At 35.1% G+C, this 26,416-nt stretch carries 19 protein-coding genes, 1 tRNA gene and 1 riboswitch; of the genes, 16 read left to right on the plus strand and 4 right to left on the minus strand.

Annotated elements, in window-relative coordinates:
• Positions 1–98: 98 nt before the first annotated feature.
• From ABF281_RS05075 to ABF281_RS05085, 3 genes are all read left to right on the plus strand, one after another.
• The gene (locus tag ABF281_RS05075; RefSeq protein ID WP_347180603.1) at positions 99–1,952 is read left to right on the plus strand and encodes a DNA topoisomerase IV subunit B; all 1,854 of its coding nucleotides are present in this window, start codon (positions 99–101) and stop codon (positions 1,950–1,952) included.
• Positions 1,953–1,987: 35 nt separating this feature from the next.
• Positions 1,988–3,496, plus strand: a complete 1,509-nt coding sequence (locus tag ABF281_RS05080; protein ID WP_347180604.1) for an SLC13 family permease — start codon at positions 1,988–1,990, stop codon at positions 3,494–3,496.
• 65 nt (positions 3,497–3,561) lie between these two features.
• Positions 3,562–6,138 (plus strand): DNA gyrase/topoisomerase IV subunit A, encoded by a 2,577-nt coding sequence (locus tag ABF281_RS05085; RefSeq protein ID WP_347180605.1) that lies wholly within the window; start codon positions 3,562–3,564, stop codon positions 6,136–6,138.
• Here the strand turns inward: ABF281_RS05085 and ABF281_RS05090 are convergent.
• Positions 6,130–7,248, minus strand: coding sequence for an ABC transporter substrate-binding protein (locus ABF281_RS05090; RefSeq protein ID WP_347180606.1), 1,119 nt, complete (start codon positions 7,246–7,248; stop codon positions 6,130–6,132). The genes ABF281_RS05085 and ABF281_RS05090 overlap by 9 nt on opposite strands.
• Positions 7,249–7,441: 193 nt before the next feature.
• Positions 7,442–7,653: riboswitch (cobalamin riboswitch) on the plus strand.
• Positions 7,654–7,676: 23 nt separating this feature from the next.
• Between ABF281_RS05090 and ABF281_RS05095 the strand changes: the two genes are divergently transcribed.
• Both ABF281_RS05095 and ABF281_RS05100 read left to right on the plus strand, forming a co-directional pair.
• Positions 7,677–9,566 (plus strand): TonB-dependent receptor, encoded by a 1,890-nt coding sequence (locus ABF281_RS05095; RefSeq protein ID WP_347180607.1) that lies wholly within the window; start codon positions 7,677–7,679, stop codon positions 9,564–9,566.
• Positions 9,567–9,576: 10 nt separating this feature from the next.
• Positions 9,577–10,632 carry a cell surface protein gene (locus tag ABF281_RS05100; protein WP_347180608.1) on the plus strand — a complete coding sequence of 352 codons (1,056 nt, stop codon included), beginning with the start codon at positions 9,577–9,579 and terminating at the stop codon, positions 10,630–10,632.
• 41 nt (positions 10,633–10,673) lie between these two features.
• Here ABF281_RS05100 and ABF281_RS05105 read toward each other — a convergent pair whose 3' ends face one another.
• Entirely contained in the window at positions 10,674–11,189 is a 516-nt protein-coding gene (locus ABF281_RS05105; RefSeq protein WP_347180609.1) for a hypothetical protein, read from the minus strand.
• Between the two features lie 102 nt (positions 11,190–11,291).
• Between ABF281_RS05105 and cdaA the strand changes: the two genes are divergently transcribed.
• Positions 11,292–12,065, plus strand: coding sequence for a diadenylate cyclase CdaA (cdaA, locus tag ABF281_RS05110; protein WP_347180610.1), 774 nt, complete (start codon positions 11,292–11,294; stop codon positions 12,063–12,065).
• On the opposite strand, the gene ABF281_RS05115 is transcribed toward cdaA, so the two are convergent.
• Positions 12,062–14,797 carry a putative LPS assembly protein LptD gene (locus tag ABF281_RS05115; protein ID WP_347180611.1) on the minus strand — a complete coding sequence of 912 codons (2,736 nt, stop codon included), beginning with the start codon at positions 14,795–14,797 and terminating at the stop codon, positions 12,062–12,064. The two genes, cdaA and ABF281_RS05115, sit on opposite strands and share 4 nt — an antisense overlap.
• 43 nt (positions 14,798–14,840) lie before the next feature.
• Here ABF281_RS05115 and ABF281_RS05120 point away from each other — a divergent pair, with 43 nt between their 5' ends.
• The 9 genes from ABF281_RS05120 (at position 14,841) to ABF281_RS05160 (ending at position 24,667) form a co-directional block, all read left to right on the plus strand.
• Positions 14,841–16,259 (plus strand): N-acetylmuramoyl-L-alanine amidase, encoded by a 1,419-nt coding sequence (locus ABF281_RS05120; protein ID WP_347180612.1) that lies wholly within the window; start codon positions 14,841–14,843, stop codon positions 16,257–16,259.
• A gap of 16 nt (positions 16,260–16,275) precedes the next feature.
• Positions 16,276–17,220 (plus strand): MlaD family protein, encoded by a 945-nt coding sequence (locus ABF281_RS05125; protein ID WP_347180613.1) that lies wholly within the window; start codon positions 16,276–16,278, stop codon positions 17,218–17,220.
• Positions 17,221–17,225: 5 nt separating this feature from the next.
• On the plus strand, positions 17,226–18,536 hold the full coding sequence (locus tag ABF281_RS05130; RefSeq protein ID WP_347180614.1) for a (Fe-S)-binding protein: 1,311 nt from the start codon (positions 17,226–17,228) through the stop codon (positions 18,534–18,536).
• 52 nt (positions 18,537–18,588) lie between these two features.
• Positions 18,589–19,374: a (Fe-S)-binding protein gene (locus tag ABF281_RS05135; RefSeq protein WP_347180615.1), complete on the plus strand. Its 786-nt coding sequence runs from the start codon at positions 18,589–18,591 to the stop codon at positions 19,372–19,374.
• A 68-nt stretch (positions 19,375–19,442) separates the two neighbouring features.
• Positions 19,443–20,336, plus strand: coding sequence for a 1,4-dihydroxy-2-naphthoate octaprenyltransferase (gene menA / locus ABF281_RS05140; protein WP_347180616.1), 894 nt, complete (start codon positions 19,443–19,445; stop codon positions 20,334–20,336).
• A 53-nt stretch (positions 20,337–20,389) separates the two neighbouring features.
• On the plus strand, positions 20,390–21,424 hold the full coding sequence (locus ABF281_RS05145; RefSeq protein ID WP_347180617.1) for an o-succinylbenzoate synthase: 1,035 nt from the start codon (positions 20,390–20,392) through the stop codon (positions 21,422–21,424).
• Positions 21,406–22,320, plus strand: coding sequence for a CPBP family intramembrane glutamic endopeptidase (locus tag ABF281_RS05150; protein ID WP_347180618.1), 915 nt, complete (start codon positions 21,406–21,408; stop codon positions 22,318–22,320). Before ABF281_RS05145 ends, ABF281_RS05150 begins: the two co-directional genes overlap by 19 nt.
• Positions 22,321–22,403: 83 nt before the next feature.
• Complete coding sequence (locus ABF281_RS05155) at positions 22,404–22,982, plus strand: acyltransferase (protein ID WP_347180619.1); 579 nt, start codon at positions 22,404–22,406, stop codon at positions 22,980–22,982.
• Positions 22,979–24,667: a gliding motility protein RemB gene (locus ABF281_RS05160; RefSeq protein WP_347180620.1), complete on the plus strand. Its 1,689-nt coding sequence runs from the start codon at positions 22,979–22,981 to the stop codon at positions 24,665–24,667. Before ABF281_RS05155 ends, ABF281_RS05160 begins: the two co-directional genes overlap by 4 nt.
• Positions 24,668–24,676: 9 nt before the next feature.
• On the opposite strand, the gene era is transcribed toward ABF281_RS05160, so the two are convergent.
• Positions 24,677–25,558, minus strand: coding sequence for a GTPase Era (gene era, locus ABF281_RS05165; RefSeq protein WP_347180621.1), 882 nt, complete (start codon positions 25,556–25,558; stop codon positions 24,677–24,679).
• A gap of 270 nt (positions 25,559–25,828) precedes the next feature.
• Here era and ABF281_RS05170 point away from each other — a divergent pair.
• Positions 25,829–25,901: transfer RNA gene (locus tag ABF281_RS05170), tRNA-Met, on the plus strand.
• Positions 25,902–26,416: the final 515 nt, after the last annotated feature.

Below are 26,416 nucleotides of genomic sequence, written 5' to 3' on the forward strand. Positions count from 1 at the left end.
TAGAAAGGTTAAAAACCTGTTGATAATTCAGGTATAATATTGTTGAAAGCGTTGATTATTATCTTAAATTTAACAATAACCAAAATTAGATTTTTTTCATGAGTCAAGAAGCTAAATATACCGAAGATAATATACGATCACTAGACTGGAAGGAGCATATCAGGATGAGACCAGGGATGTATATTGGTAAGCTTGGAGATGGGTCTTCGCAAGATGATGGTATTTATATATTGATAAAAGAAGTTATCGATAACGCTATAGATGAATTTGTGATGGGAGCTGGAAAAACCATTGAGATTTCGGTCAAAGACGATCAGGTTAAGATTAGAGATTACGGCCGCGGTGTGCCTTTGGGTAAAGTGGTCGATGTGGTTTCTAAAATGAACACAGGAGGAAAATACGATTCACGGGCATTTAAAAAGTCTGTTGGGTTAAACGGTGTGGGAACCAAGGCGGTAAACGCCTTGTCGAGTTCTTTTTCTATTCAATCTATACGTGATGGTCAAACCACAATGGCAGCGTTTGAAAAAGGTGAGTTGGTCAATCAAAGCCCTTTGGAATCCACTTCTTCTAGACGAGGGACAAAAGTAGTTTTTCATCCAGACGCTTCAATTTTTTCAAATTATAAGTTCCGTAGTGAGTATGTTGTAAAGATGATCAAAAACTATGTCTATTTGAACCCTGGTTTGACGATTGTTTTTAATGGGGAAAAATTCGTCTCTAAAAACGGTTTAAAAGATTTACTAGAGGAAAATATTCATGAAGAAACGATGGCATATCCGATCATCCATTTAAGAGGAGATGACATAGAAATAGCCATGACTCACAGTAAAACACAATACAGTGAAGAGTATCATTCTTTTGTTAATGGGCAGCACACCACACAAGGGGGGACTCACCAAAATGCTTTTAGAGAAGCTGTCGTTAAGACCATCCGTGAGTTTTTTGGTAAAAATTTTGATGCCTCTGATGTTAGAAAATCAATAGTAACTGCTATTGCCATTAAAGTGATGGAACCTGTTTTTGAAAGCCAAACCAAAACAAAACTAGGATCTACAGAAATGGGAGGGGATTTACCTACGGTTCGAACCTATATCAACGATTTTGTCAAAAATAATTTAGACAATTATCTACATAAAAACCCTTCCACAGCAGAAGCCATTCAGAAAAAGGTCATGCAAGCCGAAAAAGAGCGCAAAGAATTGTCAGGGATAAGAAAGATTGCACGAGATCGAGCAAAAAAAGCAAGCGTTCACAATAAAAAATTGCGAGACTGTAGGATTCATTTGGCTGATACAAAAAAAGAAGGGCACTTGGATACTTCATTGTTTATCACAGAGGGAGATTCTGCAAGTGGTTCGATAACCAAATCAAGGAATGTAAATACACAAGCAGTTTTTAGTTTGAAAGGAAAGCCTTTGAACTGCTATGGGTTGAGCAAAAAGATAGTTTATGAAAACGAGGAATTTAATCTTTTACAGGCTGCTTTAAATATTGAAGATGGTATTGAAAATCTACGTTACAATAACGTAATTATTGCAACAGATGCAGACGTTGATGGGATGCACATACGTTTATTGTTGATTACTTTTTTTCTGCAATTTTTTCCTGAGGTCATCAAAGAAGGACATTTGTATATTCTAGATACTCCCCTGTTTAGGGTAAGAAATAAAAAACAAACAATCTATTGCTATTCTGAGGAGGAAAAACAGAGTGCAATTGAAAAATTAACAGGAAAACCAGAGATTACACGATTTAAAGGATTGGGAGAAATATCACCAGACGAATTTCAACATTTTATAGGAGAGAATATTCGTTTGGATCCTGTCATGTTGGATAAAGAAAATCCAACAGAGACCATGTTAGAGTTTTATATGGGTAAAAATACACCAGATCGTCAAGAGTTTATTATTGACAACTTGAAGTATGAATTAGATGTTGTTGAAGAATAATAACATTAAGGAAAAAATTAAAGTAGAATTGTGTCATGAAACAAAAAACAGTCAATTATAAACTGGTATTATTTGGATTGCTTTTGTTTATAGGTATTCTTTTTTTTGTAAATTTAGAAGGTCAAAGATTGATGACTAATACTTTGGCTGTTACAGTTTTGATTGCTTTTTTATGGTGCACAGAAGCTTTGCCAATAGGATTAACCTCTATGTTGCCTTTGGTTTTATTTCCCACCTTCGGTATACTTGATGGTAAATTAGTTTCTGAGGCATACATTAACCATGTTATCTTTCTTTTTATAGCGGGATTTATTATTGCATTGACTATAGAAAAATGGAATCTACACCAGCGTATTGCGCTTAAGATATTGTCTTATACAGGTACAAGTTTCTTTAGGATTATGTTGGGGTTTATGCTTTGTTCTTCTTTGTTGTCGATGTGGATTTCTAATACTGCAGCTGCCATGATGATGATACCCATAGGTTTATCGGTTGTTACAGTGCTAAATAAAAAAGGGGAGGAGTCTAAAATGAGAAAATTCAATACTCATTTATTTTTGAGTATCGCATATGCTTGTTCAATTGGTGGGGTAGGTACCCTAATAGGGACTCCTCCGAATTTGTCATATGCAAGAATTTCAGAAGTTTTGTTTCCTAAGATTCCAGAGATATCTTTTGCTCAGTGGATGATCATGGCTTTACCTATTGTTGTAGTGATGTTTATGATTGTCTTGTTTCTTTTATATTTTACAAGTGTTCCAAAAGGTAAATCGAAGCTAAAGCTTGAGGGAAGTTATTTTAAAAAAGAATATAATCTCTTAGGGCATACCACAACTGAACAAAAAAGGGTATTCTATGTTTTTTTACTCCTTATTTTTTTATGGTTGTTTCGAAGAGAATTGGTTTTAGGTGATTTTTATTTACCAGGTTGGAGTCAGTTGTTTCCCTTTCCTCATTTTGTAAATGACGGGACCGTTGCTGTTTTTGTTGTTTTATTATTGTTTTTAATCCCAAGCTCAGATAAACAAAAACCGTTGGTAACATGGGAAATTACAAGAAAAATACCATGGGATGTGGTTTTTCTTTTGGGTGGTGGTTTTGCGATAGCAAAGGCTTTTGTGGTTTCAGGTTTATCCGTTTATCTAGGAGAGCAATTGATGTTCTTTTTTACCTCACGATCTGATGTTGGTATTTTAGGGATGTTAGTTGGTTTTATCGTTTTTCTTACAGAAATCACCTCCAATACCGCTACCACAGAAATCATGCTTCCTGTCATTTCAGGTGTTGCAAAAACATTAAGATGTCATCCCATCATCCTCATGCTATCTGTAACTTTAGCCTCTTCTATGGCTTTTATGTTTCCTGTGGCTACAGCTCCAAATGCTTTGGTGTTTGGTACAGGTAAAATAAAGATGTTAGAGATGATTAAAATAGGTTTTTTGTTAAATTTATTGGCCGTTATGGTCATCGTACTGGTTGTCTATTTTTGGATTCCTTATGTTTTTCAGATAGATTTTCATACATTTCCAGATTGGGCACAATAATTTCCAATTAAATCAAAAAGAATTAGTAAAAAAGGTATACCTCAAATCATAATTATTGCAATCCTATGCAAGACGATATCAACAATCAAGAAGAAAACGAATTCGACAATCAATATTCTGAAAGTCAAGAGACCATAACCAAAGTAACAGGAATGTACAAGGAGTGGTTCTTAGATTATGCCTCTTATGTAATCCTAGAGCGAGCTGTACCAGCCATTGCGGATGGTTTCAAGCCTGTGCAAAGACGTATCATGCAGTCTATGAAAGACCTAGATGATGGACGTTACAACAAAGTAGCCAATCTGGTGGGGCACTGTATGCAGTATCATCCACATGGTGATGCCTCAATTTCTGATGCTATGGTCCAAATAGGTCAAAAGGAATTGTTAATCGATATGCAAGGGAACTGGGGTAATATCCTAACGGGTGACCGCGCAGCTGCCGCTCGATATATTGAAGCACGATTGTCTAAGTTTGCTTTGGAAGTAGTGTTCAATCCCAAAACAACAGATTGGCAAGCTTCTTATGATGGTCGAAGGAAAGAACCAATCCATTTACCGGTAAAATTTCCAATGCTACTCGCTCAAGGAGGTGAGGGGATAGCGGTTGGACTGTCTACTAAAATATTACCTCATAATTTTAATGAATTGATCGATGCTTCGATTAAAATACTCAAGGGAAGAAGTTTTAGTATTTATCCAGACTTTTTAACTGGTGGTGTGGTTGATGTGACCAATTATAATGATGGTGCACGAGGAGGAAAGGTTAGAGTTCGTGCTAAAATCTCCCAATTAGATAAAAAGACTTTGGTTATCAATGAAATTCCTTTTGGGACGACAACTACTTCATTGATAGATTCGATATTGAAAGCCAATGATAAAGGAAAGATTAAAATAAAACGAATTGAAGATAACACAGCTAGAAATGTAGAGATTTTAATTCATTTATCCTCTGGTATTTCACCAGATAAAACCATAGATGCTTTATATGCGTTTACCAATTGTGGCATGTCTCTTTCACCCTTATGTTGTGTTATTCAAGATCACAAACCTGTATTTGTTGGGGTTTCAGATATTCTAAAAATTTCAACTAACAACACGCTGAATTTATTGAAAAGTGAATTAGAAATTCAGTTAGGAGAACTACAAGAGAAATGGCATTTTGCTTCCTTAGAGCGTATTTTTATTGAAAATAGAATTTATCGTGATATCGAAGAAGAAAAAACTTGGGAGGGAGTGATTTCTGCTATTGATAAAGGGTTAAAACCTCATATTACTCATTTAAAACGTGACGTTACAGAAGAAGATATTGTTCGGTTGACCGAAATCAAAATTAAGCGTATTTCTAAGTTTGATATTGACAAAGCAAAGCAATTGATTGAGAGCTTAGAAGACGAAATAGCAGTGGTGAGAAATCATTTAGACAATTTAATTGAGTTTGCTATTGATTATTTTAAGAGACTCAAAGAAAAATATGGGAAAGACAAGCCACGTTTGACAGAAATAAGAACTTTTGACGATATAGAAGCTACAAAAGTAGTGATGCGTAATGAAAAGTTATATGTAAATAGAGCCGAAGGTTTTGTAGGAACTTCACTTAAAAAAGACGAGTTTGTCGCAGACTGTGCGGATATTGATGATGTTATTGTGTTCCGTAAAGATGGGACGATGATGGTAAGTAAAGTAGCACAGAAAACATTTGTCGGAAAAGATATAATACATATTGCTATTTTTAAGAAGGGCGACAAACGAACGACTTACAACATGATGTATCGAGATGGACGTTCTGGTCCCAGCTACATGAAACGTTTTAACGTGACTTCTGTAACAAGAGACAGAGCTTACAATTTAACGGCAGGAAACAAAGGCTCTACGGTTTGGTATTTGAGTGCCAATCCCAATGGAGAGGCAGAAACAGTTGCTGTTGAGTTAAAACCTTTGGCAGGTTTAAAAAAGGTCAAATGGGATGTTGATTTTTCAGACTTGATGATCAAAGGAAGATCTTCCAAAGGAAATTTAATCACCAAGTATTCCGTTAAAAAAATAGAATTTAAGACGGCTGGGACTTCTACCTTGAAGCCCCGTAAGATTTGGTTTGATGACTCAGTACAACGTTTAAATGTTGAAGGTAGGGGAGAATTGTTAGGAGAGTTTACAGCTGAAGATCAGTTATTGGTTGCTACCCAATCGGGTAAAATAAAAACCATTACTCCAGCGTTAACAACTCATTTCGATAATGATATGGTTGTGCTAGAAAAGTGGGTGCCAAACAAGCCTATTTCTGCCATTTATTATGAAGGGGAAAAAGAAAGGTATTATGTAAAACGTTTTGTTGTAGATCAACCAAACAAAGAAGAATTGTTTATTAGTGATCACCCAAAAACAAAACTACAAATCGTCGTAACCGATTATAGACCTAAAGTAGAGATTATATTTAGCAAACGTAGTCTAGATGCTATGCAGCTTAGTTTGGAAGATTTTATCGCGGTTAAAGGGATAAAAGCACTAGGGAATCAATTGACGGATAACAAAGTTAAATTGGTTAATAGGTTAGAGCCCTTACCTCATACTCCTGTGGAAGAAGTTGAGGTGCTAGAAGATACAGTTGAGGATGGTGAAAACGACCAAACTACTTTATTCTAATCTTTTAAAGAAGGTAGTTTGGTATTTGGGCAAGATTTGGGGGTGACAAATTTTTATAAAATCTTTTAACACCAGGTCAGGTCTTAAAGCACCAAGTTCAAAAAAAATTAAACCACCTTGGGCACCAGTAGTATTTGAATAGGTGAAAATGCGATTGGTTTTAAAGGATTTAAAGGCAGCATAGTGTTTGTTGCTATCTATTAGTGATTTTTTGTCAAGCACATGACCTGGAGCAAACCAAAATTCGGCATCCTTTGCCTCGAGGAATACTTTTTCAAAGGGTAGTGCTAAGCTTCCATTGCTCGGTGTGTTTTGCCAGTAATAGTTGATGCTTGCATCTCTCATCATTTGAGCTACATAGCTATCACCAGCGGGTGCATACCAAATATCATTATAAATACTTCCGTACAGCATACTTGGTTTTTGGATACCTTTCTTGATTTCTTTCAATGCACCGTTATAGTTTCTCACTATTTTATCAAACACGAGGTCAGCTTCTTTCTCTTGATTTAAAAACAAAGCGAAAAATTTAATCCATTCTGCTCTTCCCAATGGAGTTTCCTCTAGCCAACTAGAATCTGTTACAATAGAAATACCTGAGTTTTCCAATGTTTCAAGATCCTTATTGATTTTGTTGACTCCAAAAGCAAATAGAATATTTGGTTGCAGGTCTAAAATGGTTTCTATATCCATATGTTCCTCATGACCAAGGTCAATAATGTCTCCATTGTCTATTAATGCTCTAGTTTTTAGAGAAGATACAAATTTAGTGTTAGGATACCCTACGAGCAGAGTTTCGCTTTTTAGTGCTTCAAAAACAGGGATTTGAGTCGTGGAGGTAGCAATTATTTTTTTGATTGGAGTTTTAACAATGGTTTGGTTTTTATGATTGGGTTTCATCACAGTGTCCCCCTTAATGATGATGTATTCATTTGGGGTGGTCGCTCCTTTGTAGGGGGTTTTTACAATAATTTTGATGTATTTGTCATATTTCTCATAAGTAAAACCTTTTGCGTATTTTAATTTGTTGATCGTATTGGTGTTGCTGCTCTCTGTTGCTTTTGGTTGACAGGCTATAAGGGTAAACAGAGTGATGATATAAAATTTCATAATAAAATCGTCTAATGTTGATCAATTCAGCGGCTATGGCTTACTTTTCTAGAGGAAGTATTTAAAATAAATAACTAATCCTCACAGATAAGCAACAGACAAGCTTTCACAAAGATTAACAAGTTTTATTGATTATTAAAGATTATTCCCCAAATATATGTCAATGATATTCGTTTCATTAAAATAAAGAACGTAGTTTTGCCTAGATTTTGGTTTTTATGCCCTCTAGTAATATGGGAGAATAAAATTAAAAGGGAATCTTGTTTAAATCAAGAGCTGTCCCCGCAACTGTAAGCTTAGCTTTAGAAATAAAGTGCTTGCTACACTCTAAAACCACTGTTTTAAAAATGGGAAGGTAGTAGCAAGACGTGAGCCAGGAGACCTGCCACAATCATAAATATAAATTCTTTCGGGAGCAAAGGAAATTTATGATGAAAAGATGTAGAACACTTTTTTTTGGTGGCCTCTTATGTAGTGCCGTAGTTTTTGCTCAAAATGATTCCATCAATCGTTTAGAGAAGGTTATCCTTGTAGCTGACTCTTATGTTAGAAATAATGTAGTAGGTCAGAAAACCACCCTGTTGACAAGTGAACAGATGGTGAAAAATGCAACAAATTTAACAGAGATTATACGTTTTAACACTCCAGTTTCGGTTAGAGATTACGGAAACGGAGGAGCGAGTTCAGCTCGTTTTAGAGGAACTTCAGCAGAAAATACTGCTGTTATGTGGAACGGGATCAATATCAATGCCTTTGGGAATGGACAGACAGGATTAAACAGTTTATCCTTGAGTACTGCTGATGAAATTGTTGTCAAAAGTGGTGGAGGCTCTGTAAAGTATGGTTCTGGAGCCATAGGAGGTTCTATTCACGCAAATGATAATTTATATTTCAAGAAACATCAAAACCTTCATTTGTTTGGATCTTATGGTAGTTTCAATACCACCTCAAATTTCTTAAAAACAAGTTTTGGTTCCAAGCAGTGGGCGGTAAAGTTAGGCGCTAGCGTAAACAAATCTACAAATGATTATGAGTTAATTGATACTCGATATAAAGATGAAAAGGGTGATTTTTTAACAAATAACAATGGAAACTATCAGAACTACGGATTGAGTTTAAGTTTAGGTTATCAGTTTTCAGATGGAAATACATTAAGTTTTTACACAACGGGTTACAAGGGAGACAGATTGTTTTCAGGAAACTTAACTCAACCAGAAACTAATGATAAATACATAGATGTAAATCAACGAAATTTATGGGTTTGGAAGGTACAGAAAAATAGGTTTTCTCATGTGCTTAAAACTGCATATTTGACTCAGGAGTACAGGTATTTTGTGGATAAAAACAACTTTGATTATGATTTTGGTAAATCGAAAAGATGGTTGTTTAACTATGATTTTACCTATTTTTTCAATCAAAACTCATCCTTAAATACATTTTTGGACTTCCAAAATATTGAAGGTAAAACGAATCAAATTTCTCCAAGAACAAGGGAACAGTATGCTTTTGCAATTGGTTTTCAATCTTTTTTTATGGAGCAATGGGAGTATAACATTGAGTTGAAAAAAGAGTTCAATTCTGCTTTTCATGTTCCACCAGTTTTTGTTGTTGGAACCAATTATACATTGAAGGATGCTCATGAAATACTACTTAACATCTCGAGTAATTATAGAGTGCCAACCCTAAATGAATTGTATTGGCCAAACAATCAAGGAAATCTTGATTTGATACCAGAAAAATCAAATCAGGTTGATTTGGGGTATCAGTATAAAAACAATTGGCTTACGCTCAAGACAACTATCTTTTTTATGGATGTTATGGACAAAATTATTTGGACCCCACAAATAAACTCAACAAGCTGGAAGCCAATTAATTTAGAGGAGTCGACACATACGGGAGTAGAATTTTATTCAAATTTTTACTACTCTATTTCAAACCATCAATTTATAGAAGCCACTACAAATTACACTTATACTATGGCCAAAGATGTAGACACGCACAAAGACTTGATCTTTGTACCCAGACATTTGTTTAATAGTATAGTCAATTACCAAAATGGAAATTTAACTGCTTATGTCCAAAATTTGAGTCAGAGTAAAGTATTTACTACAGAAGATAATCTTAATCATACTGCAAATATACTACAGGGATTTACAGTTTTTAATTTAGGAATGGGTGTCCTATTTTTTCAAGATCAAGCCAAATCATTACACGTAGAATTATCGATAAAGAATATGTTTAACGAACTGTATTCCTTCAGTGTTTTAAGGCCAATGCCAGGTACAAATTTTAACATTAATATCAATTATAAACTATAAATAAATTAGAATGTACAAACAATTAATAATACTTTTAGTGGTCGTGTTTAGTCTAGTGTCTTGTCATCAAGATTCTATAACTTTAGTTGAAAGAGATTATACGACGGGGATTTTGATCAGTGGAGAAGGGTCGGGAGCAGGAACCGGTTCTGTAACCTATTTGTCATCAGATCAATCTGCAAAGCATCAATTTATTTATCTAAGTGCCAATGGTGTACAGCTGGGAACTTTTTTGCAATCTATAGCTTTCAGTGAAATCAGTGCGTATATTATTGTGGACAATACCAACACCATTTCTGTTGTTGATAAAAGTTCTTTTATCAAAACAGGTGAAATTAAAGAGGACTTAAAAACGCCCCGTTTTATGACGGTAATAGGTGAGAAAGGTTATGTGACCAACTGGGGTGATCCCTATAATACGACAGATGATTTTATTGCGGTTGTTGATCTTAGCAATAATAAAGTAGAAAAAACAATTTCAGTAGGTAATGGTCCAGAGCGTATAATCTCAAAAGGAAATAAATTATATGTTTCTCATAAAGGAGCTTATGGCACGAATAACATCATTTCTATTATTGATACTTTGTCTGACAGTGTTTCTGAAATCAAGGTAGAAGATAATCCTGACGAATTGTTTTTTAACAGCCACGATAATTTAGTTGTTTTGTCTGAAGGGAACACCATTTATAACCCTACTGATTGGTCTATCGAAGGGCATACTGTTGGAGCAATTCAAACGATTGATGTGACTAGCAATACTGTAATTTCTTCATTGCCTTTTAAGGAAGGAGAACACCCGAGTTTGATGGTCTTTGATGCCGGAGAGATCTACTATTATGCTGAAGGGAAAGTATTTAAAATTAATGAGAATGATGAGGTCTTATCTGCGACGGTTTTAATCGCTCAAAATTTGTATGGTATGGATGTAAAGTATGGACGCCTTTATGGGGTAGAGCCAAATTATACAGCACAAAGCAGTTTTTATGTTTTCGATTTAGAGACTCAAGAACAAACGTTTACGACCAAAGTGGCTTTGGGTGCTTCCAAAATATATTTGAGAGACTGATGTAAAGACTTTTTTAAGCCCTTAGGCCAAAATGCAAAAACTTAGAGGATGCTTTTGACTTCTCTTTGGATGTATTGTTGTGCTATTTGTGTAGAGGAAAGACCTTCTAGGCCTAATTTTATGAGTTCTTGTTGGAGGTCTTTTCCGCTTTTAAGATCATCTTGCATGCTACAAGCGGTAATGTTGTTTAGAATGGTCGTTTTGGTGTTGTTTATCATTGTCCAGCATTCTTCACTAACATATATTTGTTGAGCTAAATTATGCTCATATTCAGAGTTTATTTGTAAGATCAATCGTTTTGCGTATTCAATTTTATTTGTTTGTTCAGGCTCTATTCTACTCGCAATGTTAGTCATACTTGTACGGTCTAAAAATAAGATCATTCTCTCATAAGCTTGAAGTCTTATGGGCAAACTCTGTTTTTTTTTATCGTTTAGAAGTTCAAATTTACGTTTGCTATGCTCTAAAGAGAGATATTGTTTTAAAAAGTATGCAGCAATTCCTCCTGTTATCATTGCCGGGACGGTATACTTAAGTATCTCAGTGATTTCATTCATGATCGTGTATTTTAAGCGAATATAAATGTTAGTTTTTTGGAATCAAAATATGAATTTCTTTAAAAATGATTACTTTTAGACAAGTATTATAAAAATAGGCCTGTGTTTAGTTTTTTGGAATTTACCTTTATTGATGTTTTAGACATTCTTTTAGTTGCTTTTTTACTTTTCAATGTATACAAGTTGTTAAAAGGAACCGTTGCAATTAATATTTTCATTGGTATTGCGATTGTGTTCTTAATATATAAAGTCACCCAAGCGTTGCATATGGAAATGTTTAGTTCATTATTAGGAACCCTAATAAGCGGAGGAGCGATTGCGTTGATTATTATTTTTCATCCAGAGATGAGAAAGTTTTTATTGATGTTGGGGTCTACTAATTTTAGTAATAAAAGAAATTTCATCAATCAATTAAAGTTTTTAAAAGCAGAAATTTCAATTGATTTAGATATCAACAGTTTGGTGATGGCTTGTGAAAAATTTGGAGTCTCAAGAACGGGAGCTCTTATTGTTCTGGAAAGAAACAATAGTTTAGATTTTTTAAAGGAGAAGGGAGATGCCATGAATGTAGAGATCAATGTACCGATATTAGAAAGTATTTTTTACAAAAACAGCCCCTTACATGATGGAGCGATAGTCGTTAAAGAAAATTTTGTGGTTGCGACTAGAGTGGTTTTGCCTTTGTCAGAAAATAAAATGCCTAGCAGATTTGGTCTTAGACATAGAGCTGCTATCGGGGTAACAGAAAAAACAGACGCCATCTGTCTTGTTGTTTCTGAGGAAACAGGAGAGATTTCTTTTATTGTTGATGGTGAGTTCGAATTGTATTCGACCACTAACGAATTACAAGAAAAAATAAAGATGTACTTGAGTTAATAATCGTAGTTAGTCTTTCTTTTATCCCATTTCAAGTCGCTAAGTACAGAAGATGTTACCCCAATAAAAAAGTAGTATGAACTGTAGTTTCCAAGAGGAACCCAGTTAAAGTTCATGCTCCAGCTTCTTAAGTCTCTTGTGAATCTTAGGTTTGTATACGAGAATCCTTTGTTGATAAAATCATAACCAGACGACGCTCCTACTTGCCATCCTGGGCTCAATTCAATATCTCCTGAAAACATTAAAGAAGCTGAAGATATTTTATTTTGCCTTTGGCTATTTGCGTAGTTGGTCGAGAAGGAGAGTCTCAAGCTCCAAGGCATTGCAGAAATGTATTGAGGCAAATTGGTGATGTCTTTTTGCTCTTTAGGTTCGTTTTGAGGTTTAACAGAGAAATCATTCGAGTTGGGGTTGTTGGCACCAAATAAATCTTGGTCGTATGCGGTGTCCTCTTCCTCATTATCTTTTTTCTCAGTCTCTTCAATGTCTTTAGAGAAATCATCATTGGAGATAGCGTAACTCGTAGTAAAGTTTGCTCTAGTCATTCTAAATAATGCTCCCCCGTTTTTAAAATTGTATTGATTAATTCTTCTATTGTTAACATCCAGTGCGTAGGGATCAAGAGAAGTACCAAAATTTACATTCATTTTCTTAAACAATGTAGTTCCAGCACTAATGTTTACAGGTGATAGTTTAAATTCATCTGCCTTAAAATTGTAATTACTGCTAAGATTTAAGGAGTTTAAAAGATTGACTTTGATGTCCTCCCCCTCTGGATCTTCTTTGTTTTTCATTTTTCCTTCTAAAGAATTAGCGATGCTAAACCCTAATGAGTTTGCTGTACCCCTTGAGGGAGTACCATAGATACCATTGTCAAATCTAGAGTAGGTTTCAAAGCTTGTGGCATCTGCGTTTTCAGGTACCTCTTCGTAATAAAATCCAAAATCTGGTCTATAGGTATATGATATGGAAGGTCTAATAGTGTGTCTTATTGCTTTTAGCTTACTGTTTTTAAATTTAAACATACCATAGATAGTTGTGCTTATAGAGGTTGAGGCACTATAATCTCTAAAAGCGCTAAAGCCTGAAAGGGTTTGGGTAACAACTTTCTGTTCAGTTTCTACATATTCTTTGTGTATTTTTTCGGAGTACCATACCTCTTTATAGTTCATACTAGGAGACAAAGAAAAATATTTGAAGAGTTTCATGTTTGTACTAAGACCAAGGTTGTGCTGCGCTCCATTTTGTGCGCTATCAAACATCTTACTACTAAAAAAATCATCTTCGGTTGTCTCTATTTTATTTTCTGCTTTAAAGGAGTAAGTCAGTCCAATTTTTTGGAAAGCATTTTTTTGCGATCCACTTTTTGGTGCAAATGGAAATAGCCTATCCATATTTAACTGTAAGGAGGGCAGCGTTAGGTATACGGTTTTAGTATTCGTGTTCTGTCTGTGGTTTGCAGATAGATTCAAGCTAAAAGGGGTGCCAACAAAATTTTTGTAAAATGATACAGAAGAACTAAGGGTGTTGGTTAATCCCATACCTGTATTGGTTTCATTTACGGATTGTCTAAAATATTGACTACTTCCTAAGTTTACTGACGCAGAAAATCTACTATTTGGAGAAGCTTTAGAATCCTGGCTGTGAGACCATCTTATATTGAAGTTTTTAGCTTCGCTATAACTAGAGAAGCCCTCAATACCGCTAATTAAATTGTCGTAGTTAAAACTAAAATTTCCACTAAATTTATATTTTAATTTATAATTAGAGGCCACATTGATACCCCAACTGCTGTTGGAATAAATGTCACCAGTCACCTTTAAGTCAAAATAATCGTTTAGTGCTAAGTAATAACCACCGTTCTGCAAAAAGAAACCTTGGTTTGCCGATTCACCATAGGTGGGGAAAATAACCCCAGATGTTCTATTTTTGGTCAAAGGAAAATAAGCAAATGGAAAGATGGCTGGAGTAGGTACATCAGCAATGACCAAATTTGTGGATCCAGTAATGATTTTCTTTCCAGGAACTACTTTTGCTTTGGTAGTTTTTAAATAGTAATCAGGATTTCTTGGGTCTGAGGTGGTAAAAATTATATTGCGAATAAAGATTGTTGAGTCATTTACTCTTTTTGTTCTTTCGCCCAACGTATTGATTCCATCTTGCACAGTTTCTAAACCGTAGATGACAGCCTTTTTGGTTTTGTAGTTAAAAATCAAAGAATCTTGAGTGCTTTCGTTACCTGTAGTTTTGAACACGGGTAGCTGAGTGTATTTACCGTTTTCATCAGGGATACCTTTTGCGATAACGGTATTCGTTTTGTAATCAATTAAAATTTTCCCTGCGGTAATATCATTTTCTCCATAAACAACATGAGCTTTTCCATAAAGGTCGACTTTCTTATTGGGTAAATCTTCTACAATATAATCCTCAGCAGTATGTTCGATAATGTATTCAATAGCTCCTTTCTTTTTTGGAGCGATAATGCTATCTTTTTTCTGCAATTGGAGACTATCGTTTTGAGTAAAAACAATACTGTCATTTACAAGTTTAGAGGCGACATCTTGCTGAATGATAGAATCAATTTCTTGAGGCATTTCAACGTTTTCCTTCATTTTATTTTGAGCTTCAGAGGTAAGAACACTAAACGCTGTTAATAAAACGAATAAAAGAATATAGAGTCTGTTTGTTTGCAATGCTTTATGTTCTATTTTTGTGAGATGATGCTTGTGCATATGCATGCACAATCAAAAGTCCAAAAATAATTAAATTTTATTGATGAAATTGATTCCAACATTTAAATCTCAGAAGTTTTATAAAATAAAGAGAGCTATATGCATCCTTCTTTTTTTTACCATTAATTTCACGAATACTTATGCTCAGAAAAACCAAAGGTTTACAGTAGTACTCGATGCTGGTCATGGAGGTAAAGATGTTGGTTGTGGTGGTAAACACGGAACTCATTTTGAAAAAGATGTCGCTTTAAGTATTGTTTTAAAAACGGGAAGGCTGCTTGAGAAACAACAAGGAGTGAAAGTTATTTACACCAGAAAAACAGACGTTTTGGTTGACTTGTGGAAAAGAGGAAATATTGCAAACGAGGCCGATGCAGACTTGTTTGTGTCTGTTCATTGTAATGCTAACGGCTCGACGAAACCTTTTGGGACAGAGACCTATGTGCTCTCTTTAAAAGGAAATGATAGAAATTTTAGGGTTGCTAAAGCGGAAAATGAAGTGATATTAATGGAAGACAACTATAAAGAACGTTACCAGGGGTTTAATCCAAGTAATCCGACCTCTATCATAGGACTTTCATTAGAGCAAGAGGAAAATCTGGATCAAAGTTTACTGCTAGCAAACTTGATACAGTCAGATTTTGAAACTTCTTTAAAGAGGAGTAATAGAGGAGTGAAACAAGGAGCATTTGTTGTATTATATCAAAGTTATATGCCAAGTGTATTGGTTGAAACAGGTTTTTTATCGAACAAGACTGAAGGGAAGTACTTGAGTTCGTCTGTGGGTCAAAATCAAGTTGCTCAGTCTATATGTAAAGCCATTTTAGAATATTATAAAATTCAAAAAATAAATGTTGCAGAAGACGATTTTTACGAGGGTAATACAATCAGTACGGCAACCAATAGTTTTGTAAGAAGTTCCTCAAAAAATAAACTGTATAGAGTTCAAGTTGCAGCAAGTAAAAATAGAATTAGTACTTCCTCCTACAATTTTAAGGGCCTAAAAAAAATAAAAAGAGAAGGAGTTGGAGGTCTCTATAAATACTTTTTAGGAGATTATGATACCGAGCAACAGGCCAATAATGCGCTGGTTTTAGTAAAGTCAAAAGGGTATAATTCTGCTTTTATTGTCGGTATTAACAAAGAGATAAAACAAGATGTTTTTTCAAAAAAATCAGAGAGACTTACTGTGGACGATGTGTATTTTAAAGTTCAGATCGCTTCATCCACCAACAAAGTGAGCACTAAGCCTTCTAATTTCAAAGGACTAAAAGGAGTAGAAATTGTGAAGGTAGGAAAGTATTATAAATATTATTTGGGTAGAACAAATAGTTATGGTCGAGTGTTAAAATATTTGGAGACGGCAAAGTCTAAGAATTATAGATCAGCATTGATTGTAGCTTTTCTAAATAACAAAAGAATTTCGTTAAAAGAAGCGTTTAAACTCAAACAAATTAAATAATTCGTATTTTCGTTGTATGAAAAGAAATTACAGGGAATTAAAAGTAGGTTTTGCGTCATTAATTGTATTGGCCCTATTTTATTGGGGGTTTGGTTTCTTAAAAGGAAGAAACGTATTGAGCAGTACTTTGAACAGCTACTATGTTACCTATAGTAATATTAGTGGATTACAGAAGTCTAGTCAAGTAAGCATCAACGGTTTTTCAGTAGGAAAGGTTTTGGATATCTATTTTAATGAAGATCCAAAACACCGAGGGGAATTGATTGTTGAGTTTACAGTAGAGAAGCAAGTTTATTTTTCAAAAAATTCAATAGTCAAAATTGCTAGTGATGGAATTATGGGAGGAAAGTCTCTAGTTATTGTTCCATCTTACCAAGGAGATAAAGCGACCCCAGGAGATTATCTAAAAGGTGAAGTAGGTGTTGATTTATTTTCCAAATTAGATCCTTTACAAGTCAAAATGGAAAGTGCCATCAGTAGCATAGAGATTGTCGCGAAACGCATGAGTGACTTGTTGGATGAAGAGACAATAACCGAACTTCAATCAAGCATAAAAAAAATAAACACAGTCCTTTCATCGGTCGTGTCAACTTCTCAAAGCATAGATGTTTTGGTCAAGAATAATGATGATAAGTTAAACAAAACACTATCTAGTGTTGAGGCTACTAGCTACAACTTAAAAGCAGTCTCTGATTCCTTAGCCAAAGTTAAAATATTGTCTATATCACAGAAGATAAACAAAACAGTGGCCAACTTAGAGGGGATTACAAGTGGCATAGCTACTGGAGAAGGATCTCTAGGTAAATTGGCTAAAGACGAAGATTTGTATAATAATCTTGAGGCGGCTAGTAAAGAGTTGGAAGAGCTGTTGAGAGACATGAAAGAGCATCCAAAAAGATTTGTTCATTTTTCCTTGTTTGGAAAAAAAGAAAAGAAGTACAAGAAAACTAAAGAAAACTAAACCGTATGCAGTTCATTCCAAATATCATTTTTACCATCATATTGGGATTGGGGATTTATTTTTTTACAAAAAATGTGAAAAGATTATTCCGAAATATAAGACTTGGAAAATCAATCGATAGATCTGATCGCAAGTCAGAAAGATGGGCAAATATGATTCGTATAGCTTTGGGGCAATCTAAAATGGTAAGAAGACCACTTTCTGGTTTCTTACATGTTATTGTTTACATAGGTTTTATTGTAATTAATATAGAGGTTTTAGAGATTATTTTAGACGGAATACTTGGGACACATAGACTGTTTTTGCCTTATATAGGAGATGGTGCTTATGGCTTTCTGATTGGGACTTTTGAAATTTTAGCACTGCTTGTCTTTGTTTCGATTACGGTGTTTTGGTGTAGAAGGAACGTATTAAAAATCAAACGTTTTTTTGGTAAAGAAATGACCTCATGGCCAAAAAATGATGCGAATAATATTTTGTATTTCGAGTTGGTATTGATGTCCTTGTTTTTGCTAATGAATGCAACAGATGTAAATCTGCAACAGTCTGGAATAGGAAATGTGATCAGTCAATTTTTGTTTCCGTTTTTTCAGGATACTTCTTTGGGCGCAATGCATCTTATAGAAAGGTCAGCATGGTGGCTTCATATTATTGGGATTTTAGCTTTTTTAAATTACCTCTATTATTCAAAACATCTACATATATTATTGGCGTTCCCCAATACCTTTTATGCAAATTTAAAACCACAAGGTCAGTTTGCAAACAACAAAACAGTTACAAAAGAGGTTCAGTTGATGATGGATCCTAACGCAGATCCTTATGCTACCTCTAGCGAGGAAACCGAACCAGAAAAATTTGGAGCCAGTGATGTTACAGATTTGAATTGGGTACAATTGATGAATGCCTATACTTGTACTGAGTGTGGTCGTTGTACCTCTGTTTGTCCTGCGAACCTAACTGGTAAAGAATTGTCTCCAAGAGCAATCATGATGAAAACTCGTGACAGGCTAGAAGAAGTTGGGCGAAATATAGATGCAAACAAGGGTGCTTTTAAGGACGATGGGAAACCGCTATTGGGTGAGGGTTACGTCACTCAAGAAGAAATATGGGCTTGTACCAGTTGTAATGCTTGTGTGGAAGAATGTCCTGTTAATATTGACCCATTATCTATTATTATGGAAATGAGGCAATACTTGGTGATGGAAGAATCAGCAGCTCCTCAAGAATTAAATGCGATGATGCAGAATATAGAAAACAATGGTGCTCCATGGCAATATAACCAAATGGATAGGTTGAATTGGGTTGATGAAGCGTAATAAAACAAAGCATTAGAAATTCATTTTTTAAGGTTTTAAATCATTCATGATTATGATAAAAGTACCGGTAATAGCAGATTTGTTTGCAAAAGAGATAGAACCAGATATTTTATTTTGGGTAGGTTCAGCAGGGAGTTTTGATGATAGGGCAAAAAAAATAACAAGGGCATTTGTTAAGCTATTAAATAGGGCAAATGTAGATTTTGCTGTTTTAGGAACAGAAGAAAGCTCTAGTGGAGATGTGGCAAAAAGAGCAGGAAACGAGTTCTTATTTCAAATGCAAGCCATGACCAATATTGAAGTTTTAAATGCTTATAATGTTAAAAAAATTGTGACGGCTTGTCCTCATTCTTACAATACTTTAAAGAATGAATACCCTGAGTTGGGCGGAAATTATGAAGTTCTTCATCACACTCAATTTATTCAGGAGTTGGTCCAACAAGGAAAGTTAGATTTATCCGATTCCAATCTAGAAAATGACACCATCACTTTTCACGATCCTTGTTACTTAGGAAGAGCAAACAAAGAGTATGATGCACCAAGAACATTATTAAAGGCTATTGGTGGTTCTGAGTTGGTTGAGATGAAAAGGTCAAAAAGCAATTCATTGTGCTGTGGCGCTGGTGGTGCTCAAATGTTTAAAGATTCAGAGAAGGGTAGCATGGAAATCAATGATTTACGAACCAAGGATGCACTTAACACCAAAGCGAATGTGATTGCTACAGGATGTCCTTTTTGTAATACCATGTTGACAGACGGTGTGAAACTTCACAAAAAAGAAGATGAGGTAGTGGTTAAGGATGTTGCAGAGTTGTTGGCAGATTCATTAGGACTTTAACACAAAAAATAGTTGATAGCGCAATATCTTATTTTGTGATATTGGGGAGTCATTTTTATACACAAAACATGAAACATTGGATACAGGCTGCTAGGTTAAGAACATTACCATTGTCTCTTTCGGGTATTATAGTAGGAAGTTTTTTAGCAGCATCAAAGCAGCTATTTCGTTGGGATATTTGCGTGTTTGCCTTGTTGACTACAATTGGGTTTCAGGTCTTGTCAAATTTTGCCAACGACTACGGTGATGGAGTTAAGGGTACAGATAACAACGGAAGAGTAGGTCCACAAAGGGCTTTGCAAAGTGGAGTGATAACTCCAAAACAAATGTTGAAAGGGATTTATCTGGTTGTTGCAATCACTGTACTACTTGCGATCACACTAATTTATATTTCTTTTGGTAAAGAGAGCTTTGTGTTTTCAATTGTGTTTTTGGGGTTAGGTTTGGGTTCAATTGTTGCAGCTATAAAATATACCATGGGAAAAAATGCATACGGATACTCCGGGTTTGGGGATGTTTTTGTGTTTTTGTTTTTTGGTTTGTTGGGGGTTCTAGGTTGTGAATTTCTATATGTTCAGCAGGTTGACGCGTTGTCTCTTTTGCCTGCGGCCACGATTGGATTTTTTAGTGTTTCCGTTTTGAATTTAAACAATATGAGAGATCGTATATCTGATCTTCAGTCAAATAAAAATACATTAGCTGTAAAATTGGGAGCGTCTAAAGTGAAAATATATCATTATCTTCTGATATTAGGGGGAATGTCTTCTGCATTTGTTTATCTTGGTTTACACGCTGTTTCTTCTTTTCAATTTATGTGTGTTATTGCCTTTGTTCCTTTGGTAAAAAACATGGTAGTTGTTTATCAGAATCAGGAAGCTGTTCTTTTAGATCCAGAGTTAAAAAAAGTAGCATTAAGTACTTTTTTGTTTTCCCTTCTATTTGGGTTGGGTTTGATTATTTAATGTTTTAAGAATTAACCAGATAAGATTGTTCTTGTCCCATTCGATTTTAGTACATGAAAGCAAGTTTTAAAAAATATGACCTTCACTTCAAACAACCTTCTGGAACTTCCAGAGGAGTTTTAAAGATCAAAGAGACTTATTTTATAATCATAGAGAAAGAGGGTAAAATAGGGTATGGTGAAACTGGATTGTTTAGAGGGTTGAGTGTAGATGATCGACCAGATTATGAGGTAAATTTAAAATGGGCTTGTGATCATATCCATCTAGGTTTAGAGGCGTTATTGCTGGAGTTCTTAGAATTCCCTTCTATTCAATTTGGTTTAGAACAGGCATTTTTATCACTGGAGAGTGAAAATGGGTTTGATTTGTTTCCTTCCAAGTTTAGTCGTGGTGAAGCTCTAATTCCAATCAATGGATTGATATGGATGGGTAGCGAAACTTTTATGAGCAAACAAATAGAAGAGAAGCTAGAAGCTGGTTTTTCAACCATTAAAATGAAGATTGGAGCTATAGATTTTGATGCTGAAATAAAGTTATTAGGCGCGATTAGGAGTAGATATACTAGACAAGAAATTACTTTAAGAGTTGACGCAAATGGAGCTTTTAAAAGTGAAAATGCGTTGCGAAAATTAGAGCGTTTGGCTATGTTGGGCATACATTCAATAGAACAACCCATCAAGCAAGGACAACTTTCGGAGATGACCCAATTGTGTGATAAAACACCAGTTCCAATTGCTCTAGATGAAGAATTGATAGGTGTTTTTAAGTACGAACAAAAAGAAGCTTTGTTGAGAAGGATCAATCCCCAGTATATCATTTTAAAGCCAAGTTTGATTGGTGGATTTCAAGGAACCAATGAGTGGATTGAAATTGCGGAAAGATTAAAAATTAAATATTGGGTTACTTCTGCCTTAGAAAGCAATATTGGTCTGAACGCGATTAGTCAATATACCTATACTTTAGGTGTGGATATGCCACAGGGCTTAGGAACAGGTAGTCTATTTACAAACAATATAGAGAGTCCCTTGGAAGTCATCAATGGGCATATTCAGTACAATACCAATTTACGATGGAAAATAAATATTTAGCACAGGCTTACAAAGGCAATACCAACCTATGGCGTTATGTATTGGGTTTTGTTTTAATTGTTTTAGGGGTTTTGCTTTTTTCTTTACCCTATAATGTTGTGATTTCGAATAAAGTGGCAAGTGGCGAAGCAGATGCTTTGAGAATAGAAGATTTGAATTACTTGTACACTTTGATGAATAGTAACTTATCACTGTTTTATATGATGTTGCCTTTTGTGGGAGGGATGCTTACTTTATCTCTTGTTCTGAAAAAAATCAACAAGCAATCATGGTTAAGCTTAACCACAAGCAGAGAAAGGATTGATGTCAAGCGTATGTTTTTTTCTTTTTTGTTTTGGGGAGCTATGATTGTTCTTTTTTTTGCGATGGGTTATTTGATCAGTCCAGAAAACATAAAGTGGAATTTTAATGCAAAAGAATTTTCACTTTTGTTTGTTCTTTCAATCCTGTTGATTCCTATCCAAACTAGTTTGGAAGAATATGTTTTTAGGGGATATTTGATGCAGTCTTTAGCGTTAAGTACCAAAACAAAATGGTTACCACTAGTGATTACTTCTATTTGTTTTGGTGGGCTACACTATGCAAACCCTGAAGTTGGACAACTGGGTCCTTTGGTTATGATTTTTTATGTTGGAACTGGTTTTCTACTGGGTGTCATCACTCTGATGGATGAGGGAATGGAATTGTCTTTGGGGTTTCACGCTGCAAACAATCTGATAACAGCCCTGTTGGTTACCACTGATTGGACTGCTTTCCAGACCGCTGCTTTGTTTAAAGATTATTCCAAACCAAGTTTGATGATGGAATTGTTGGCTATGGCAATTTTATATCCTGTTTTGTTGATCGTGCTAGCAAAGAAATACAAATGGCACTCATGGAAAGAAAAGTTAATCTAAAAGATTGTACATTAGAATAAAATTTAAAGGCTACCCTATACATGTTGACTGAGCATTAGGGGAGAAGATTTAAACTCAAAGATATGTCACAAGAATTTTTTGCTCACGAAACGGCTGTCATAGACCAAGGCGCAAACATAGGGAAAGGAACTAAAATATGGCATTTTAGTCACGTTATGCGTGATTCAACAATTGGAGAAAGATGTAACCTAGGACAGAACGTCGTTGTGTCTCCCAGCGTGAGGTTAGGAAGTAACGTGAAAGTACAAAACAATGTTTCTATCTATACTGGAGTATCCTGTGAGGATGACGTTTTTTTAGGTCCTTCAATGGTTTTTACAAATATTATCAATCCAAGGAGCGCCATTGTTAGAAAGTCAGAATACAAAATAACTTCTGTAAAAAAAGGAGCGAGTATAGGAGCTAACGCAACTATTTTATGTGGAATCACCATTGGGGCTTACGCAATGGTTGGAGCCGGAGCAGTGGTTACAAGGGAAATTAAACCTTATGCCCTGGTCGTTGGTAATCCATCAAAGCAAATAGGTTGGGTTAGTGAGTACGGACATCGTTTGTGTTTTGATGACCAAGGTATGGCAAGTTGTTCTGAAAGTTTACAGACTTACAAATTAGATCAAGAAATGGTGACCCGAATATCATGAATAAAATTGTAGTTTATGGGTTGTTGCTTATGGCAAGTATATTGAATGCTCAAGAGATAGATGGGTTGTTCCCCGAGCACAAAAGCCAATTGCGAATGCCCTTCAACCATGCAAGCTATAGTGTATTTGAGCAAGGTATGTATCAAGCAGAAAATACACACACTAGTCTAAAACCTTATTTGTATCGTAATGCTGTAGGGATACAGAATTACAAAGCCCCTTTGTTAAAAGACAAAACCTCTTGGTGGGGTAGAAAGTTGTGGAATGAACATCTAGTTGCCATCAGTGGAACGGATTATTGGTTTCATTTGGATGTTCTTTTGGATGTAGATGGAGGAATTGACAATACAGAAGTAGGGACGACGTCTAACAATACTAGAATTTTAAAAATGGAAGGGCAGATAGGCTCTCAACTCTCTTACAGTGCTTCTGTTTTTGAAAGTCAATCTTTTTTCACTCAGTTCATCAACGAATACGTCAAAATCAATCAACCTGAGGACGCATATGGTTTGATTCCTGGAAGAGGGAAATCAAAGTTGTTTCAAAACAAGGGGCATGATTACGGTATTTCTACAGGGTATTTGTCTTATAGCCCTAATAAATTGATAAACCTCCAATTTGGACACGGTCAAAACTTTATAGGAGATGGATATCGTTCTTTGTTTTTATCAGACGTTTCTGCTCCTAACACCTATTTGAAAGTCACCACAACTATGGGTAAGGTTCAGTACACCAATTTGTATATGTGGATGAAAGATTTTAATTATTCTGTTGATGATGTCCAGCAGGGGTTAAATTATGGTCATAAAAGAAAGTATGGTACTTTTCATCATTTGAGTTGGAACGTAACTTCAAAATTTAACCTAGGGCTGTTTGAAGGCCTAATTGTTGATAACTCAGGGGGGTCTGGAGCTTTTCCCGCAGAATATTTTAATCCAATTATATTCTATAAAAATTTAGAATTTGCCAATGGAGAAGATTCAGGAAATGGAGTTGTTGGTGTTGATGCAAAATATCGTTTTGGAGAAAATAATATTTTTTATGGACAATTTTTGTTAGATGATTTTAAGATTTCTGAATTTTTTAACAATCAAAATGGATATTGGGCCAACAAGCACGCTATTCAAATAGGGGTGAAATCTTTCGATGCTTTTCATGTAAAAGGACTTCAGTTACAAGCAGAGTTTAACAAAGTAACTCCTTTTACTTATGCCCATGAAGAGCAACACCATTATTCCAATTTTGGGCAATCTTTGGCGCATTTGTGGGGCGGAAATTTCTGGGAAACAGTTTTGATAGCGAGGTATCGAAAAAAGCGTTGGGCTGCACAGGGTAAATTGGTATACGGTACCAAAGGATTTGATATAGATGGTGACCTCACTTCCTACGGTGGAAACATATTGATTTCTGCTTCGGATAGAAATGCTGATTACGATCAAAGATTTTTACAGGGAAATCAAGCTGTAATTTTAAATATTGATACGGAGTTGAGTTATTTGGTCAATCCATCAACCGGTTTCAAGTTGTTTACTGGGGTCTTGATGCGTAATTTTACGTCAGAACTTCCAATAACTAGAATTGGAATCAAACCAGAGTCGATAGGTTATACTTTTAACACGGAAAACACACGGTGGTTTGTGTTTGGGGTAAAAGCAGATTTATTTAATCATTACAGAGATTATTGATCATATTTTTTAGTCTTTATAACCAAAACGCTTTAACTGTCGGTCGTTAGAACGCCAATTTTTATTCACTTTTACATACAAGTCTAAAAACACTTTTTTGTCGAAAAAGGTTTCTAAATCTTTTCTGGCTTGCATTCCTACTTTTTTTAGCGCTGCTCCTTTATGTCCAATGATAATTCCCTTTTGGGTTTCACGCTCTACCATAATGATGGAGCGAATTTTGATGATGTTCTGTTCTTCAAAAAACTCTTCCGTTTCAATTTCGACAGCATAAGGAATTTCTTTCTTGTAGTTCAACAATATTTTTTCTCGTATCGCTTCATTGACAAAAAAGCGTTCGGGTTTATCTGTTAATTGATCTTTGGGGTAAAAGGCAGGCGATGCAGGAAGTAATTCTTTTATTTTCTCGAATACAGGTTCGATGTTAAAGTTTTCTAGTGCTGAGATTAGATATACATTGGCATTCGGTACTTTTTCTTCCCAGTAGGCTAGTTTTTCTTCAATTTCTTCTTGATTGGAAGTGTCTATTTTATTGATTAAAAGCATAACGGGTACTTTTGCATGCTTTATTTTATTAAAAAAGGCTTCATCTTTCAATTCCTTCTCTCCAATTTCAACCATATAAATCAAAACATCAGCATCTTCAAATGCAGACTTAACAAAATCCATCATAGAAGATTGCATTTCGTATGCAGGCTTAATGATTCCTGGGGTGTCAGAAAACATGATTTGGTAATCTTCTCCATTGACAATCCCTAAAATACGATGTCTGGTGGTTTGAGCTTTGGAAGTGATGATCGATAACTTTTCACCGACAAAGGCATTCATTAACGTCGACTTTCCAACATTTGGATTACCGATAATATTTACAAAACCTGCTTTGTGTGTCATTTGATATGAATTGATAGGCAAAGTTACACAAACCATTATTAAGAATGAGGATGTGGTCATGAAGAATTATGGAGTGTTTCTTGGTGCTTTTAACGGACGGCTCTGAGGTTTGATTTAAAAGGGCTTGACGTATTCTATTTCTGCCAAGTAGAAGGGTTCGCAAACCACTAAGAGGTGGCTAAGCGATTGCTTTTTAAGACGTATGTTTTGTGTATTTAATAAAAAACTGTTGTGAAGAATATTAGATTCTTGTATCTTTACCACTCAAATCGCGGGATAGAGCAGTAGGTAGCTCGTCGGGCTCATAACCCGAAGGTCATTGGTTCGAGTCCAATTCCCGCTACAAAGGAGTAATCAGAAATGGTTACTCTTTTTTTTTGTTCTAAACTCAATGAAAATCTGTGTTTTAAGAGAATCACTGGTTTGTTTACGCTGTAAAAGAGTTGTTAAAAGTGCTTCTTAAATACTATAAACTCACATCGTCAATAAAATTGTCAGTATAGTAGTTTGATTAATCTATCTAAATCAATTATTAAATCCATTTTCATATTCTTGCTTAAAATAAGCATCTCTTTGAGTTTTTTCAAGTCGTTTGTCTGTTATCGAAACTAAACTTGTTTTAAATAACTTGTCTAAATTATGATGTTCAAGAATTATCTCATTAAATAGTTTTCGTACGCTATCTTCTAATAGCTTTTTCACAAGTAAATATTCTTATCAGTGGTCACCAAGAAAACATTTACTTGAAAATGACACCAAACACACTCCTTTTTAAAAAACTACATCATGATGTTGCCGCATATGGGGTGTGCTTGGTATCATTTTCAATTAAATATTTTTTTGGTGTATACGTATCTA

This window comes from Wenyingzhuangia sp., assembly GCF_039768515.1.
Taxonomy (GTDB): Bacteria; Bacteroidota; Bacteroidia; order Flavobacteriales; family Flavobacteriaceae; genus Wenyingzhuangia.

Coding starts and splice junctions, on each gene's coding strand:
- ABF281_RS05075 (WP_347180603.1), top strand. CDS start 99: ATGAGTCAAGAAGCTAAATATACCGAAGATAATATACGATCACTAGAC.
- ABF281_RS05080 (WP_347180604.1), top strand. CDS start 1,988: ATGAAACAAAAAACAGTCAATTATAAACTGGTATTATTTGGATTGCTT.
- ABF281_RS05085 (WP_347180605.1), top strand. CDS start 3,562: ATGCAAGACGATATCAACAATCAAGAAGAAAACGAATTCGACAATCAA.
- ABF281_RS05090 (WP_347180606.1), bottom strand. CDS start 7,248: ATGAAATTTTATATCATCACTCTGTTTACCCTTATAGCCTGTCAACCA.
- ABF281_RS05095 (WP_347180607.1), top strand. CDS start 7,677: ATGATGAAAAGATGTAGAACACTTTTTTTTGGTGGCCTCTTATGTAGT.
- ABF281_RS05100 (WP_347180608.1), top strand. CDS start 9,577: ATGTACAAACAATTAATAATACTTTTAGTGGTCGTGTTTAGTCTAGTG.
- ABF281_RS05105 (WP_347180609.1), bottom strand. CDS start 11,189: ATGAATGAAATCACTGAGATACTTAAGTATACCGTCCCGGCAATGATA.
- ABF281_RS05115 (WP_347180611.1), bottom strand. CDS start 14,797: ATGCACAAGCATCATCTCACAAAAATAGAACATAAAGCATTGCAAACA.
- ABF281_RS05120 (WP_347180612.1), top strand. CDS start 14,841: ATGAAATTGATTCCAACATTTAAATCTCAGAAGTTTTATAAAATAAAG.
- ABF281_RS05125 (WP_347180613.1), top strand. CDS start 16,276: ATGAAAAGAAATTACAGGGAATTAAAAGTAGGTTTTGCGTCATTAATT.
- ABF281_RS05130 (WP_347180614.1), top strand. CDS start 17,226: ATGCAGTTCATTCCAAATATCATTTTTACCATCATATTGGGATTGGGG.
- ABF281_RS05135 (WP_347180615.1), top strand. CDS start 18,589: ATGATAAAAGTACCGGTAATAGCAGATTTGTTTGCAAAAGAGATAGAA.
- menA (WP_347180616.1), top strand. CDS start 19,443: ATGAAACATTGGATACAGGCTGCTAGGTTAAGAACATTACCATTGTCT.
- ABF281_RS05145 (WP_347180617.1), top strand. CDS start 20,390: ATGAAAGCAAGTTTTAAAAAATATGACCTTCACTTCAAACAACCTTCT.
- ABF281_RS05150 (WP_347180618.1), top strand. CDS start 21,406: ATGGAAAATAAATATTTAGCACAGGCTTACAAAGGCAATACCAACCTA.
- ABF281_RS05155 (WP_347180619.1), top strand. CDS start 22,404: ATGTCACAAGAATTTTTTGCTCACGAAACGGCTGTCATAGACCAAGGC.
- ABF281_RS05160 (WP_347180620.1), top strand. CDS start 22,979: ATGAATAAAATTGTAGTTTATGGGTTGTTGCTTATGGCAAGTATATTG.
- era (WP_347180621.1), bottom strand. CDS start 25,558: ATGACACACAAAGCAGGTTTTGTAAATATTATCGGTAATCCAAATGTT.